This window comes from Pseudomonas sp. 24 E 13 (assembly GCF_900004715.1).
In the GTDB taxonomy this organism is placed as follows: domain Bacteria; phylum Pseudomonadota; class Gammaproteobacteria; order Pseudomonadales; family Pseudomonadaceae; genus Aquipseudomonas; species Aquipseudomonas orientalis_A.
On sequence record NZ_CVTO01000106.1, the window covers coordinates 24,357 to 38,836 of the forward strand.

General features: G+C 60.7%; 13 protein-coding genes. 4 read left to right on the forward strand and 9 right to left on the reverse strand.

Translation table 11 applies throughout. The features are described from left to right. Positions 1-206: 206 nt before the first annotated feature. From BFP90_RS09935 to BFP90_RS09950, 4 genes are read right to left on the reverse strand one after another with little or no spacing between them, the layout of a single operon-like run. Positions 207-1,520 carry a sensor histidine kinase gene (locus tag BFP90_RS09935; protein ID WP_065896558.1) on the reverse strand — a complete coding sequence of 438 codons (1,314 nt, stop codon included), beginning with the start codon at positions 1,518-1,520 and terminating at the stop codon, positions 207-209. Beyond that, entirely contained in the window at positions 1,517-2,185 is a 669-nt protein-coding gene (locus BFP90_RS09940; protein WP_065884046.1) for a response regulator transcription factor, read from the reverse strand. Before BFP90_RS09940 ends, BFP90_RS09935 begins: the two co-directional genes overlap by 4 nt. Beyond that, on the reverse strand, positions 2,185-2,496 hold the full coding sequence (locus tag BFP90_RS09945) for a PepSY domain-containing protein (protein WP_057726271.1): 312 nt from the start codon (positions 2,494-2,496) through the stop codon (positions 2,185-2,187). Before BFP90_RS09945 ends, BFP90_RS09940 begins: the two co-directional genes overlap by 1 nt. Next, entirely contained in the window at positions 2,496-2,798 is a 303-nt protein-coding gene (locus BFP90_RS09950) for a PepSY domain-containing protein (protein ID WP_065891818.1), read from the reverse strand. The genes BFP90_RS09945 and BFP90_RS09950 overlap by 1 nt, the downstream gene beginning before the upstream one ends. 137 nt (positions 2,799-2,935) lie before the next feature. On the opposite strand from BFP90_RS09950, the gene BFP90_RS09955 reads away from it, so the two are divergent. From BFP90_RS09955 to codA, 4 genes are all read left to right on the forward strand, one after another. Continuing rightward, on the forward strand, positions 2,936-4,015 hold the full coding sequence (locus tag BFP90_RS09955; RefSeq protein ID WP_065896559.1) for a patatin-like phospholipase family protein: 1,080 nt from the start codon (positions 2,936-2,938) through the stop codon (positions 4,013-4,015). A gap of 76 nt (positions 4,016-4,091) precedes the next feature. Continuing rightward, the gene (gene queD / locus BFP90_RS09960) at positions 4,092-4,448 is read left to right on the forward strand and encodes a 6-carboxytetrahydropterin synthase QueD (RefSeq protein WP_065884039.1); all 357 of its coding nucleotides are present in this window, start codon (positions 4,092-4,094) and stop codon (positions 4,446-4,448) included. A 216-nt stretch (positions 4,449-4,664) separates the two neighbouring features. Beyond that, positions 4,665-5,933, forward strand: coding sequence for a cytosine permease (gene codB / locus BFP90_RS09965; protein WP_065891816.1), 1,269 nt, complete (start codon positions 4,665-4,667; stop codon positions 5,931-5,933). A 65-nt stretch (positions 5,934-5,998) separates the two neighbouring features. Then, on the forward strand, positions 5,999-7,234 hold the full coding sequence (gene codA, locus BFP90_RS09970) for a cytosine deaminase (protein ID WP_065891815.1): 1,236 nt from the start codon (positions 5,999-6,001) through the stop codon (positions 7,232-7,234). Positions 7,235-7,241: 7 nt separating this feature from the next. On the opposite strand, the gene BFP90_RS09975 is transcribed toward codA, so the two are convergent. The 5 genes from BFP90_RS09975 to BFP90_RS09990 all read right to left on the reverse strand — a co-directional run bounded on the left by BFP90_RS09975 (position 7,242) and on the right by BFP90_RS09990 (position 14,306). Further along, the gene (locus BFP90_RS09975; protein WP_065896560.1) at positions 7,242-9,392 is read right to left on the reverse strand and encodes a lipase family protein; all 2,151 of its coding nucleotides are present in this window, start codon (positions 9,390-9,392) and stop codon (positions 7,242-7,244) included. Positions 9,393-9,406: 14 nt separating this feature from the next. Beyond that, positions 9,407-10,180, reverse strand: a complete 774-nt coding sequence (locus BFP90_RS27250; RefSeq protein ID WP_083203202.1) for a hypothetical protein — start codon at positions 10,178-10,180, stop codon at positions 9,407-9,409. Continuing rightward, complete coding sequence (locus BFP90_RS09980; RefSeq protein WP_065896561.1) at positions 10,173-11,009, reverse strand: DUF4123 domain-containing protein; 837 nt, start codon at positions 11,007-11,009, stop codon at positions 10,173-10,175. The genes BFP90_RS27250 and BFP90_RS09980 overlap by 8 nt, the downstream gene beginning before the upstream one ends. Further along, the gene (tssI, locus tag BFP90_RS09985; RefSeq protein WP_065896562.1) at positions 11,009-13,027 is read right to left on the reverse strand and encodes a type VI secretion system tip protein TssI/VgrG; all 2,019 of its coding nucleotides are present in this window, start codon (positions 13,025-13,027) and stop codon (positions 11,009-11,011) included. The genes BFP90_RS09980 and tssI overlap by 1 nt, the downstream gene beginning before the upstream one ends. Positions 13,028-13,319: 292 nt before the next feature. Continuing rightward, positions 13,320-14,306 (reverse strand): diaminopimelate epimerase, encoded by a 987-nt coding sequence (locus BFP90_RS09990; RefSeq protein ID WP_065891839.1) that lies wholly within the window; start codon positions 14,304-14,306, stop codon positions 13,320-13,322. Positions 14,307-14,480 lie beyond the last annotated feature (174 nt).

Here is a 14,480-nt window from a genome sequence, read left to right on the forward strand (position 1 = left end):
CCCCGTTAAACCACGCTGGCCGAACGCAGGCTTGAATCCGTGGGCAACCCGGCAGGACGCCGGGTTAGCCCAGAGGCCGCCATCGGGGGCAAGCCCCCTCCCACATTGAATTGTGGAGCATCAGTAAGATAGTCATAGGCTGACAAGTAGCAACGGGGGGGCAAGTCGAATCGTCGCACCACCCCTCCCACAGTTTTAGATTGGCACTACCGCCTGGGCAATTCGATCAGCGCTTTGAGCCCACCCAGCTCACTTTCCTGCAACTGCAGCACCCCGCCCCACACGTCAACAATATCGCGCACAATGCCCAGCCCCAGGCCGTGGCCATCAATCTGTTCATCCAGGCGTGCGCCACGGCTGAACACCTGCTCACGCTGGATCTCCGGAATGCCCGGGCCATCGTCTTCGACCGCCAACCGATAGCCGTGCGCCGCCTCACTCACGCTCAGTCGAACTTCGGCATCCGCCCATTTACACGCGTTGTCCAGCAGGTTGCCGAGCAGCTCCAGCAAATCTTCCCGGTCCCAGGGCAGTTGCAGGCCCGGGGCGACGTGGTAGCTGAGGTCCAGGTGTTCGCCGTGGATCATGCGCAGGGTGGCCAATAGCCCCGGCAGTTCCTTTTCACAGTCAAACAACGCCCCCGGCAAGGTTTCACCGGCCAGGCGCGCGCGATTGAGCTCGCGGTTGAGGCGCTGCTGCACCTGTTCAAGCTGATCGCGCAATAACTTGCTCAACTGCGGCTGATCCCTGAGCGCCTCGCTTGACGCGGCACTCAGCATCACCGCCAACGGGGTCTTCAGCGCGTGCCCCAGGTTGCCCAGGGCATTGCGCGAGCGTTTGAGGCTGTCTTCGGTGTGCGCCAGCAAATGGTTGATCTGCGCCACCAGCGGCTCCAGCTCCGCCGGCACCTGGGTGTCCAGTTGCGAACGCTGGCCCTGTTGCAACTGAGCAATCTGATTGCGCGCGGTTTCCAGCGGGCGCAAGGCGCGGCGTACGGTGATGCGCTGCAATACCAACACCACCAGCAAGGCCGCCAGCCCCAGTACCAGGCCGATCTGGCGCATCAGGCGGAAACTTTCCCGCACCGGCGTGTAGTCCTGCGCCACACTGATGGAGATCGACTGGCCGAAGCGTTTGTAGTCCGAGCGCAATACCAACAGTTTCTGGCCTTCAGGCCCCAGTTGCAGGTTGCCCTTGAGACCGGCCTCGGGAAGCGTCGGCAGCTCCTGGTCCCACAATGAGCGGGAGCGCCAGTGCGTATCGGCAAAATCAATGCGGAAATAGTGCCCCGAGAATGGCCGTTGATAGGCCGGTGACAGGCGCTGCTCGTCCAACTGCACACCGTTGGGTCCACGCACCAGCGCCACCAGCAGGTTCTCGCTGTCATTGCGCAGCCCGGCCTCCAGATAGCGCTGCAATCCGGCCTCGAACAGCCACAGGCTGGTTTGCGCCAGCACCACGCCGACGATCACCATCACGCTGATCAACCCCAGGCTCAAGCGCCGCTGGATCGACTTCATGCAGGGCTGGCGCCAAACCGGTAACCCTGGCCGCGCCGGGTTTCGATCACACTGCGTCCCAGTTTGCGGCGCAGATGGTTGACGTGGACTTCCAGCACGTTGGAATCGCGCTCGGTCTCGCCATCATAGAGATGCTCGGCCAGATGGCTTTTGGACAGGATCTGTTCGGGGTGCAGCATGAAATAGCGCAACAGGCGGAACTCGGCGGCCGTGAGCTGGATCTCGTCACCGTCGCGCAGCACGCACTGGCGGCCTTCGTCCAGGTGCAGACCGGCGGCCTGCAGGGTCGGTTGGTTGGCATGCCCGTGGGCCCGGCGCAACAACGCCTGGATGCGCAGGTGCAGCTCTTCGGGGTGAAAAGGCTTGCTCAGGTAATCATCGGCACCGGCCTTGAGCCCCTCGATGCGTTCCGCCCAGGAATCACGCGCCGTCAGCACCAGCACCGGCGTGGCCAGGCCTGCGGCGCGCCATTGCCCCAGCACCTCGAGCCCCGGCAAGCCCGGCAGGCCAAGGTCGAGGATGATCAGGTCATAGGGCTCGCTGCGGCCCTGGTACGCCGCGTCGCGTCCATCGGCCAGCCAATCGACCGCATAGCCTTGACGCTGCAGGCCGGCCAGCAGCTCATCGGCCAGCGGGACGTTGTCTTCCACCAAAAGCAGGCGCATCAGTCTTCCTTATCCTTGATCAAGGTACCGTTGGTGGCGTCGAGCTTGATTTCGCGCACGACGCCTTCGGTGGTCACCAGTTCCACTTCATAGGCGTATTGGCCATGCTTGAGCTCCAGCTCCGCCTCCAGCAGCCGGCCTCCCGGGTAGCGTGACATCGCCTTATGCAACAGGAGCTCCAGCGGCAGGATCACGCCCTGCTGCCGCAGCGCCAAGGCTTCATCCTGATTGAGGTCGCGAGCGGCCAGGCTTGAGCAAAAGGCCAGGAGCGCCAGCAGCACCAGACTACCGGCGCGTCGATATAGCGTCATTACGTGTCCTGATGATTCTTGAGAACGTGCCCGGTGAGCGCGTCCAATTCAACGTCCCATTCAAGGCCGTGGGCATCTTCCAGCTCGATCTGGTAGATGTACTTGCCGTATTCCTCGTCCAGGTCGGTGCCCAGCAAGGTCGACCCCGGATGCAAGCCCAAGGCGGTGGCTTCAAGCTGATCGAAGGCGACAATTGTAACAGTGCCAGGCAATTTCAGTGGTTTGTCGGGGTCCATTGCCCAGGCCGGCGTGACCGAGAACGCAATGATACCGGCGGCGACCAGCGCTGTGAGGCGCTTCATGATAAGTCTCCGTTTCAGGATGTTTTTCCTACGAATGATCACGGTACGCGCGGCAACTTAATTGAAACTGAATTGCCACCATGGCAATTTCCCGCAGAAGTGAGCTTGCTCCTGCAATCGCTCTGACAGAGAACGGTATGACCGCTATTCACATCAAGTTCCCCGCCCTGACGCTCAGGGCCGGCAAACGCGCCTTTGCGCGCATTCGCGAGCAAGGTCTTGCACCTGCCGACGTTGGCATTCTCCCGGGTGCGGCCGGCGGCCCCAAGGCGCTGGGCATCCAGGGCCTGGACCTGGCGCTGTTCGGCGACTGGCTGGCGCGCATGCCTCGGGAGCGCGCGCTGATCGGTGCGTCCATCGGTTCCTGGCGGTTTGCCAGCGCTTGCCTGCCCGACCCGGTGCAAGGCTTGCTCGACCTGGGCCGCCTGTACAACGAACAGCGTTTCGCCAAAGGCGTGACCATGGCCGAAGTCAGCCAGAGCTGCCGGCGCATGCTCGACGACCTGCTGGCCGGCCGCGATGCACAGGTGCTGAACCACCCCGACTACCGCCTGAACATCATGGTGGTGAAAAGCCATGGCCTGCTCGCCGATGACCATCGAGGCCGGCTGGGCCTGGGCCTGTCATCGGTGATTGCCGACAACCTGCGCGGCCGCGCACGACTGTCGCGGCATTTCGAACGCCTGATCATCCACGATCCCCGCCAGGCGCCTCCGGTGTACGCGCTGGAGGATTTCCCGTCGCGCTTCCTTGAACTGCAAATGGGCAACCTGCGCCAGGCGCTGCTGGCATCCGGCTCGATTCCCATGGTGATGCAAGGCGTGCGCGACCTGCCCGGCGCAGGCGTTGGCACCTACCGCGACGGCGGCCTGCTGGACTACCACCTCGACCTGCCCTACTGCGGCGACGATATCGTGCTGTATCCGCATTTCACCGACCGCGTCATTCCGGGCTGGTTCGACAAAGGCCTGCCGTGGCGGCGCAGCAACCCACAGGGGTTGCAGGATGTCCTGCTGCTGGCACCGTCAAGGGACTACCTGGCCCGCCTGCCCCACGGTAAATTGCCGGACCGCAACGACTTCAAGCGCTTCATGGGCGACGACGCGAGCCGCAACGCCTACTGGCAGACGGCAATGAGCGAGAGTCGACGGCTGGGCGATGAGTTCCTGCAGTTGGCGGACAACGGAGGCCTGGGCGAGCGTTTGCAAGCACTTTGACCCAGCGGTATGCGCGGCGGCGGGTCAAGCTGTTAAACTCGCCGCCTGCCAGATACCTGACCGAGCTGAAAATACCGTGGAAATCTTCAAAGAATTTACGTTCGAATCCGCCCACCGCCTGCCCCACGTCCCGGACGGCCATAAATGCGGGCGCCTGCATGGGCATTCGTTCAAGGTGGCGATCCACTTGAGCGGCGACCTGGATCCCCATACCGGCTGGATTCGCGACTTCTCGGAAATCAAGGCGATCTTCAAGCCGCTCTACGAGCGTCTGGACCACAACTACCTCAATGACATCCCCGGCCTGGAAAACCCCACCAGCGAAGTGCTGGCCAAGTGGATCTGGGTTGAATTGAAACCCTTGCTGCCGGAACTCAGCGCCATTCGCATCCATGAGACGTGCACCAGCGGCTGCATTTATCGCGGCGAATAAGCGATCCAGCGTTGAAGAACCACCTGCGGGTGGTTTTTTTACGCCTGGACTCAACTGATCCAATTTGTTTCACGACTGCACTGCTTTCGCGCTTGATAGGCCACCTGGAACCCTCGCGCCGACGCCCTCCCTGCGCTTGGCTGTCGATACACCGCTGCCGAAAGCTTGGCACGCTCGGTGCAACAGGCCTGCGTCTTCATTCAGGGAGCAAGGCACATGACCCAGCAAGAATCCGGCAACGATTACCCGCTCAGTGAAGTGCCGCTGCATGCGCGCAAGGGCCTTGCGTCCACGGCCATGGTGCTGCTGGGGTTCACGTTTTTTACGGCAACGATGTTTGCCGGCGGCAAGCTGGGGGTGGCCTTCAGTTTTACCGGCATGCTCGGCGTCGTGGCCCTGGGTAACCTGCTGCTGGGTATATACGCCGCAGGGCTGGGGTACATCGCCTTCAAGAGCGGTCTGAACTCGGTATTGATGGGGCGGTTCTGCTTTGGTGAAATCGGCAGCAAGCTCAGTGACCTGATCCTCGGTTTCACCCAGATTGGCTGGTACGCCTGGGGCACCGCCACCGCAGCCGTGGTGCTGGGCAAGTATTTCGCGTTGAGCCAGGGCAGCGTGCTGGCCTTGATGGTGGTATTTGGCCTGGTGTTCTGTGCGACCGCGTACGTGGGGTATCGCGGGCTGGAAATCCTGTCTTATATCGCGGTGCCCGCCATGGGCCTTTTGCTGTTGCTGTCGATGTGGGTCGCCACCGTCAAGGTCGGCGGGCTGGACGGCCTGCTGGCCGTGGTGCCGACCGCCGAGCTGGACCTGTCCACGGCGATCACCCTGGTATTCGGCACCTTTGTCAGCGGCGCGACCCAGGCCACCAACTGGACGCGGTTCTCCCGCTCGGCCAGGGTTGCGGTGCTGGCCAGCCTGATCGGTTTTTTTATCGGCAACGGCCTGATGGTGCTGATCGGCGCCTACGGCGCCATCGTCTATCAGCAACCGGATGTGGTGGAAGTCCTGCTGTTGCAGGGTTTCGCCATGGCGGCGATGGCCATGTTGCTGCTCAATATCTGGAGCACCCAGGACAACACCATCTACAACTTCGCCGTCGCCGGTTGCAACCTGCTGCGCACCCGCCGGCGCAAAACCGTGACCCTGGCCGGTGCGGTAATCGGCACCCTGCTCGCCTTGCTGGGCATGTACGACATGCTCGTGCCGTACCTGATTCTGTTGGGCACGGTGATCCCGCCGATTGGCGGGGTGATCATGGCGGACTTCTTCTACCGCTATCGCGGCCAGTACCCACGCCTGGCAGATGCCCGCCTGCCCGCGTTCAACTGGCCCGGGTTGATGGCGTACGCGGTGGGTACGCTGCTGGCGTTCAACTCGCCCTGGGTTGCACCGCTGGTGGGGATCGCGGCCGCGTCGCTCACCTACATACTGATCAACGCCGTACTGCGCGTGCGCGCACCGCTGGCTGACGCCCAGGCATGAGCCTGGGCACCGCCAATGGTAATCTGGCGGTCGCCTGATTGAATTTAGCCAAGAGGAACTTGACCATGCACATCATCAATGCCCGCCTGCGCGACCGTGAAGGCCTGCATGATCTGCACCTGGAACACGGCCGGATCGCCAGCATCACTGCGCAAACAGGCGTACCGATGTTAATGGCCAGCGACCTGGATGCCGCCGGCAACCTGGTGATCCCGCCCTTCGTTGAACCGCACATCCACCTGGATGCCACGCTCACCGCCGGCGAACCCCGCTGGAACATGAGCGGCACCCTGTTCGAAGGCATCGAATGCTGGGGCGAACGCAAAGCCACCATCACCGAGGAAGACACCAGGACTCGCGCGAAGAAAACCATCCAGGCCCTCGCCGCCCACGGTATCCAGCATGTGCGCACCCACGTCGACGTGACCGACCCGGACCTCACCGCGCTCAAGGCCATGCTGCAAGTGCGTGAAGAAAGCGCGCACCTGATCGACCTGCAAATCGTGGCCTTTCCCCAGGAAGGCATCGAGTCGTTCCGCAATGGCCGTGAACTGATGGAAGAAGCCATTCGCCTGGGCGCCGACGTCATCGGCGGCATCCCCCACTTCGAGTACACCCGCGATCAAGGGGTGAGTTCGGTGAAGTTCCTCATGGACCTGGCCGAACGCACCGGCTGCCTGGTAGACGTGCATTGCGATGAAACCGATGACCCGCACTCACGCTTTCTTGAGGTGCTGGCCGAAGAAGCGCGCAGCCGCGACATGGGTGCCCGCGTCACCGCCAGCCACACCACCGCCATGGGCTCCTACGACAACGCCTACTGCGCCAAACTGTTTCGTCTGCTGGGCCATTCCGGCATCAGCTTCGTCTCCTGTCCCACCGAAAGTATCCACCTGCAAGGTCGCTTTGACAGTTTCCCGAAACGCCGAGGGGTCACCCGCGTCAACGAACTGCTCGAAGCCGGCATGAACGTGTGTTTCGGCCAGGACTCCATCGTCGACCCCTGGTATCCCTTGGGCAACGGCAACATCCTGCGGGTATTGGAAGCCGGTTTGCACATCTGCCATATGCTCGGCTACCGCAACCTGCAGAGCGCCCTGGACCTGGTCACCGACAACAGCGCCAAGGCCATGGCGCTCGGCGACCGCTACGGCCTAGCTCCCGGCCGACCGGCCAACCTGTTGGTGCTGTCGGCAGACAGTGACTATGAGGTGATTCGCAGCCAGGGCCTGCCGTTGTATTCGATCCGCAACGGCAAGGTGCTGATGAAGCGTCAGCCGGCCCAGGTTGAATTCATGTAACGCGGTGTTAGACGATCGAGTCGATGTCCAGCACTTGCGCTTTGCCCAAGTCGCTGTGGATGGGTGAAGGGATACTGGCAACCTGGGACAAGACGCGGTTTTCCCGGTGAGTGAACCAGCGCTTGAGGCCCTGTTGCAGGTGGGCGCCCTGGGCGTGGCTGCCATACACATCGCGCCCATCGAGACGGCGCCAGCGCAGGCTGGCCAGGCGCTCGCGACTGGTATGCAAACGGTCGATCTCTGCATTCAGGGCGTCGTTATGCTCATGGCTGCGGTCGTTGGCCGGGCGCATGCGGGCCAGTTCGCGGCGTTTGGCCCTCAGTTGTTCGCGCATGTCTTCGAGCGCTCGATCAAGCCACTCCAGCTCCCTCGCAGTGACCAGGGAACCCTGGCTATCCAGGGTTTGCTGCCAGCGGCGCAATGTCGCCCAGGCCGCAGGAATATAGCTGGCGGTCATGAAGTGCTGGTTGGCCTGGAAGAGCTGCTTCAACAGGTTGTCGCGGTCGGGCATGTCGCCGTGCAACCGCAACGCCCGATTGCAGCCCAGCTCCTGGATCGATTCACAGCCAGGTTTCCATAGCACCGAAGAATGCGTGCCATCCGGGAGCGTGATCGGCATGAAGTGCTGTTGTTCGCCATGGTGTTGGTAGGCATTCCCACCGACGCGCACCAGGCCGGCGGCGAACAGCAAACCGCCGGCGGTGGGCGCACTGAACAAGGTGACCGCCCCCGGCACCCACAGTTTGGCAGTGGTGTTCATCCACGGCGCCGGGACACTGGGAACAGGGTCGTTATGGTTGACGATTCGATGGTGAACCAGGGCAGATGCGCCAGAGATAAATTCGGAATCGGCGGCGCGGGGGGCGCCGTAGGTGTAGAGGAGTGGGTTGTAATGGGCGTCCGGGATTCGGCGCAGTCCTTCAGCCAGCAGCAGGGCAATCGCGCCGCCCAGGCTGTGGCCGCAGATGATTATCCGCTGCCCTACATGGAACTGGTCAAGGTATCGCACTATGAAATCACGCATCGCTCGGTATGCCTGATAAAAGCCCTCATGCGCCTTGCCGACGCCATCAGCGAACGCCACTTGATGGGCATTGGCGTCCCGCAGCGCGTCGGCCTTGCTGAATGTGCCTCGCACGGATATCAGGACCACCTCATCGTGGTGAGTGATAAAAGCCTGGGTATCGGTACCGTCTTTTTCGTCATCGAAGAAGTGCAAGCGCGCAGGGTGTTCCTGTTCATCTTTCAGTTCTGGGCGATTTTGCGGGTACAACTCAGGATCGAAGGGCAAAATTTCGAAGCGTTTTGAATAAGCGACTTCTTCATAAAGCGGATAAAAACGCTGCACTTGCTCCGGATCAATTTGCCAGGCTTCGTGGTATCCCGACAGCTGTTCGGCGAACAGATTTCCAACGCTGGGGTGCTGCGGGAAACGGACTTCATCCACAGGATTTTTTGGCGGCACCTGGCCGAAATCGCAGTAGCTCATCGCGGCAAACAATGCCAGTTGATACAAGTTCAGGGCACAAAAGCTGTCCTGCGTCGACAGCATGGGGCGTAGCGCTCGCAGTGGCCGAACTTCGAGCGCGGTGTGGAGGTTGGGGAATAGTACGATGCCCGCCAAGGTTGATTCTGGCGGGCCAAACCCCAGTTCGGCCATCATTTTCAGAGCATGGCGTTTGGGGCGGTGTGCCCGTGATTCTATCGGCGGCAGATGGGCGACATGACGGACCAGGTCTCGGACTTCCACTTGATAGAACCGGTCGGCTTTCTGCTGTACAGGATTACTCTCGGTTCGCTGACCATTGGCATTGGCGAATCGCGTTTGTTCGGCGCGAAACTGGAGGTCGGTAATAGGAAGTTCATAAGTACGCCGCACCATTAACTGCCGATACCACTGTTCTACGCCTGAATATAGTTCGTCTAATACGAGCACCACGGGACCGCAATAAATACTCTTTAATCTGGCAAACCCTTGACCGTCTAATCTACCTTTGTATCGTTGTCCGACACTGTCATGGACGGTGTACCGCAGGCCGCCATACATTGTTCCCACACCATTTTCATCAACCAAACAAAAACTCAACCAGTGTCCTCGTAGGGCACAGGCCGGTTTGCCGTCACTGAAAAAAGCTCGCGTCCTTGCGTCCTGTTTCATGAGTAGTCTCCTTGTTAATTACATGACGGGTACACATCACAGATGCGACCATCCGGCATTTTTATAGGTTTGAAGTTAGTTTTATCGCCGTTACAGTGACCATACATGTCTTCAAAGCTCGTTCCTCTGCAACGTTTCCATCCACCGGGTACAGCTATCCAATTATCATCAAAAGCAGGCTGTTCCTCCGCCGACACCGTCAACACCACCCTGAGTGTTTTCCCCGGTAACTGGTCGCGTTGCGCAACACCACCTGGTCTCGCGTTTTGCAGTTGTCCGACATCATCCACCGAACGGCACTGCAGAATTTTCCTGATGCCATGAACAGGACCAACCGTGCGAAACCACCACTGACACATCCCTGATATCTGCTGAACCCCCGACTCCGGCATTCCAGGCGTATCCAGACGATCTCTGATGGAAATGCGGGCATAATCTCCTCCGATATCTGCAGTGCGCGTTCCCCACTTCGCCGTGAAGTCGAACTCGACATTGGCCAATACCAACGGACATCCGTCCACCCTTTCACTCAATGCAAGCTCATAACTCACCCGGCTCGCCAAAGGCTTGTAGTCAGAAAAAAATAATTTCCGCTCGGGCCGCTTGCCTCTTCGTTGCGGCAACATACAGGTCTCGCCCGTTGCGGGTCGGTAATTAGCCGCCGTCTTAAGTTTAAACTCCGCCGGCAAATCTACCTCCAACGTAAAGCTATCCGGCGCCCTCCCCGCACATCCCGTTAGCCACACCATCCCAACACCAAGCAACACTGTTCCCATCCACCTACGCATTCCCAAGCCCTTCTGTGCACCACTGTTCCCGCACCCGCTCAAAATGCTGTGCAGGTGTCTCGCCCTCCAGCGGCTGCCAGCGAATGACACTGCTCCGGGTCGCCTCCTCCAGCCGGCGCACCACCAGAAATTCAAGTTGCTCAGGCGACCGCCATCGCCAGGTACGGGCCTGCTCCAGTACACCGGCCAACCAGATCCTGGGATCGTGAAATTCCACCAGGGCCGCCAGGTCTTCACTGTGTTCAGCCAGCAGGTAGCGCAGGATATTGGCCTGGAGAATGGCCGACGCCCGGGGATTGGGCACCTGCAACCAGGGCGCGGGATCGGGCACCGGGTAAGCACCCGGCGCGGGGTTGTCGTGGCTGCACCAACGTCCCTCATGCCAATAACACACGCTGGTCAGCGGGCCCAGGTAGACCGGCCATTGCTCTGCCGGAAGATACGCCAGGGCACGGGCCAGGGTGCGGTTGTCGTGAAAACGGTACAGGGCCTTTTCGCCTTCTGGCCCGACCAGCAGGCGCTCACGCCAATGTCGGACCAAAATGGCCAAGTCATCGTTGGGCAAACTGCCCAACCATCCTCGATTGGTCTCGGGGCTTTGCAGAAGATCGATCAGCGCAGGCTCGCCTATCTGCTCCACTAGCAGGATAACCGGGCCCTTGCTCGCCAGTTCCGCTGCCGCGGTTTCAGCATAGAGCGGGCAATAGTGCGAGAGGTCGCGAGCCGCCATGAGCGACTGGCAGTGCTCGTTGCTGGCTTCGAGTATCAGGCACAGGTGACGCCCCGCCTGTTGCTGCTGCGCCATCCATTGATAAGACTCGTGCTGCATCACGCGGCCCTCCCGGTGCTGGCGCATTGACCTTCGCGACAGCGCTCGCACAGGGGGCAAAAATCCGCATCCAGTTGGCCGGCCATGTCCGAGATGAGGCCCTGTACCAGCGAAATCTCAGGAGTGCCCGCAGCAGACAAAGGGCTGGCCGACCTTGCAACGGCTGGCGAACCACCGACAGTGATGGGCCGGCTGCTGAAAATCCCGCCGGCCTGAATCTGCAAATGCTCGCCGCCCGCCTTGAAACTCAACTGGGCGCCCGCATCGATGACAAGGCTGGCTCCTGCCTTCAGGTGAATCTGTTGACCGGCTTGGATCACCATGACCTGGGCCACCTGGGTGTGGCTGTCGCCTTGCACGGTGAGGTGATCGCTTGCCTTGATCACAACGCTGCGCTCGCCCGTGATGTGGCGCTGCTCACCGCCCTCGAGACGAACCGTGCTCAAGCCTCGGATGACTTCACTGCGCTCACCGAGCACCTGCAAACGGCTGTCATGGCCCACGTGCTGCTCCAGGTCACGCTGGGCGCGCAGGTAGATCAGTTCCTCACCACGGCGGTCTTCCAGGTGCAGCTCGTTACTGCCCGCGCCACCCGGAACACTGCAACTGCGCAACACGCTGCGGGTCTTGTGCTGCGGCAGGGAAAAGGCCGGCATGTGCAGTGCATTGGGCAGGCAACCATTGATCACCGGCTGGTCCGGGTCTCCCTCAAGGAAGGTCACCAGCACCTCCATGCCCACCCGTGGAATCAGCATGGCGCCAAACCCGGAACCGGCCCAACCGGTTGCGACCCTCACCCAGCCGCTGCTTTTATCATCCGACCTGTCCAGCCGATCCCAATGAAACCGCACCTTCACGCGACCATACGCGTCGCAGTGCACCTCCTCGCCCGCAGGCCCCGTAACCGTCGCCGTCTGGCTGCCATTAATGGAGGCCTTGGGATGTTTGAGGGGTGGCCGATGCACCGCACGCCAAGGGGTCGCAGTGAAATGGTTGCTATACCTCACGAAGGTGTCCGTATCCCCTGCCGCTTGCTCCAGAACCTGGGGCTGATAGCCTTCGTGGCGCACCGAGGTGAGCAACCACAGGTCATTGCAGGTCGGGTCCGGATGATCTTGCAACTCAAGGAAATGACCACTGCGCAGCAGGGGCTGATCACTGCTACCCGACGCGCGCTGGCGCTCGGACTGATGCCGCTCCAGACTGCGACGCGTCAATTGCGCCCCCCGTGCACGACGGGTAAAACCTGCCGGGTAATGGTAGTCCTCAAGGGCTGTGTCCGGTGCATCGCCGGAGGCGTCCTGCAGCTGCAGCGACGGGTGTTCGAAGTCGTGATCACGGCGCACCGTTCGCCGAATGCGGGTTTCCAGGCGTGTATCGAAGCGCTGGACCCCGTTGGTTGCGACCATCGGATCAAGCGTCGAGCAGTACCGCTGCATCGGCAGGCGCTGAAACACAGTCTGATCATCACCAAACACCAGGAAATGACCATCGGCACGATGACGGAAGTGGTAATGGATACCCTCTTCCTCGCACAGTCGCTGAATGAAGTGCAGGTCAGTTTCCCCATACTGCACGCAGAAGGGCCGCGGCGGATAAATCACCGGGCCGAGCTCGAAGGCATAGGCATCTGCGAGGATGCCGTGTTGTTCAAGCACGCTGGCGATAATCTGCGGCACGCTACGCTGCTGGAAAACCCGCTGGTCAAGGCGATGGGCCAGGCACGCCAGGCGCGGTGCGAGCGTGAGGTGGTAACGGGTGAACCGGGCCCCCGGGCCATTACGGCCGATGGCGTAGACCAACCCGTGCAGGCCTTGATCCGTTGTGCCCAGATCCAGATAGGCCGGCTGATGCAGCAACGCCTCCAGATCCAGGTCAGGGTTTTCGCTGGTGACTTGCACATCTATGAAATACGGCTGATCAAGACACTCACTGCCTTCGAAAGCGAGTACCTGCAAGTTGGCAGTGACGCCTGGAATCATTAATTTGAAACGTGACGAAACAAACGCGTCAACCATCCGTTGTTACCCGCCCTCAATAACCCGCTGATTAAAAGCTCTCCTCGTTGATTGCCGGAATGCTGGCCGAGAAAAAGCGCCTGAACGCTCTGAAGCTTAGCGATTTCAGGAAAAAAACGGCCCTTTGAAAATAAAACAGAAGATTCGTACGGCGAGAATGGAAGTGTCCTTTAAAAAATAAAAGACACATGCAAATAAACACATAATCAACAACAGAACTTTCTTACATCAGTACTTCTCAAGATAGATATCCGACAGGGAAAAAGCCGACACTTATTACAGTGTCAGTTGCCTATGCCTGTGGGTATGCAGTTCCGAAAAGACTGACGCTCGACAGTGTTCCATCCTCAACCTGCAAACGCACTGGCGCCGTGCCCCCCGGCATCACCACAGCCACTTCGCCGGCGCCAACCCAACCCGCCCGCCAAGCCGCGCAGGCCACTGCACTGGCGCTGGTACCAGAGGAAGCAGTGGGTCCCTCGCCGCGCTCGAATACCCGCGCGAGTACCTGATTGCCCGACGCACGGGCGGCCCATTGCAAATTGATCCCAGCGCTACAGGGACGACCACTGCCCGCAGGCGGCGCAAATGCAATTTGTTGCAAACACTCAAACAATGCCGGTTGATCCATGGCGTCATTGCCTGGCAATGCCGCTGCCTGCTCGATGAGCGTCACGCAATGGGGATTGCCTATTCGCACAAACTGGCTGCGTGTCCATTGCGGATCTATCGCCGACAGCGCGACAACGTGACTGAACCCGTCCTGCTGCGCGACAACGCTCTGAACCTCCTCGGCGCTGACGGCCGACGGGCCGAAAGCCGGCTGTCCCAAGGCCAGCCAGAATCCCCTGACCTGCTTGTAAACCGCAGGCTCCACCTGAGTGACCACCGGTGACGCGGCATCCGCCTTATCGTGATGCACCCTCAACTGGCAACCCTCGGACATAAGGCCCTGATCGGTCAATGCCTGGGCAAAGATGGTTAACCCGTTGCCGCTGCGCTCGGCGAGGCTGCCGTCGGTATTGACGATCAGCACATCAAAGGGCGGCGCTGCCTGAAAGGGTCCCACCAGCAACCCATCGCAGCGATGGGCCTTGGCATCGGCTGCCGGTGAAACCGCACCCCACCCACATTCGGCAGCGATGGCCGACACGGTCCAGGCCTGTCGCGCCTTCGCGGCGAGGTCGGCGCTGTCTGGCAGTTCCACACCCCGGCGACGCAAGTACTCCGGGCTGACAACCCCATAGATATTGCCGCGCGCATCATAGAAACGCGTCACGCTGAAAACGGCCTGAGAAATCTCATCGATCTGCTCGTCGGTTAACTGAAAAGAAGGCAACAGCGTATTACAGAACACTCACCTGCATACAGTCGACAGCCTTTGCGTGGACGTATCTCCACTCAGCGCGCCGATCCCCGGGGAACACGGCTCGCCCGACGAGGCCTGATGTGC

What these genes read in the sequence shown, in the direction of transcription:
- BFP90_RS09975 (WP_065896560.1), bottom strand. Translation starts at nt 9,392, where the DNA reads ATGAAACAGGACGCAAGGACGCGAGCTTTTTTCAGTGACGGCAAACCG.
- BFP90_RS09935 (WP_065896558.1), bottom strand. Translation starts at nt 1,520, where the DNA reads ATGAAGTCGATCCAGCGGCGCTTGAGCCTGGGGTTGATCAGCGTGATG.
- BFP90_RS09945 (WP_057726271.1), bottom strand. Translation starts at nt 2,496, where the DNA reads ATGACGCTATATCGACGCGCCGGTAGTCTGGTGCTGCTGGCGCTCCTG.
- tssI (WP_065896562.1), bottom strand. Translation starts at nt 13,027, where the DNA reads ATGGTTGACGCGTTTGTTTCGTCACGTTTCAAATTAATGATTCCAGGC.
- BFP90_RS09980 (WP_065896561.1), bottom strand. Translation starts at nt 11,009, where the DNA reads ATGCAGCACGAGTCTTATCAATGGATGGCGCAGCAGCAACAGGCGGGG.
- BFP90_RS27250 (WP_083203202.1), bottom strand. Translation starts at nt 10,180, where the DNA reads ATGCGTAGGTGGATGGGAACAGTGTTGCTTGGTGTTGGGATGGTGTGG.
- BFP90_RS09950 (WP_065891818.1), bottom strand. Translation starts at nt 2,798, where the DNA reads ATGAAGCGCCTCACAGCGCTGGTCGCCGCCGGTATCATTGCGTTCTCG.
- codB (WP_065891816.1), top strand. Translation starts at nt 4,665, where the DNA reads ATGACCCAGCAAGAATCCGGCAACGATTACCCGCTCAGTGAAGTGCCG.
- codA (WP_065891815.1), top strand. Translation starts at nt 5,999, where the DNA reads ATGCACATCATCAATGCCCGCCTGCGCGACCGTGAAGGCCTGCATGAT.
- BFP90_RS09955 (WP_065896559.1), top strand. Translation starts at nt 2,936, where the DNA reads ATGACCGCTATTCACATCAAGTTCCCCGCCCTGACGCTCAGGGCCGGC.
- BFP90_RS09940 (WP_065884046.1), bottom strand. Translation starts at nt 2,185, where the DNA reads ATGCGCCTGCTTTTGGTGGAAGACAACGTCCCGCTGGCCGATGAGCTG.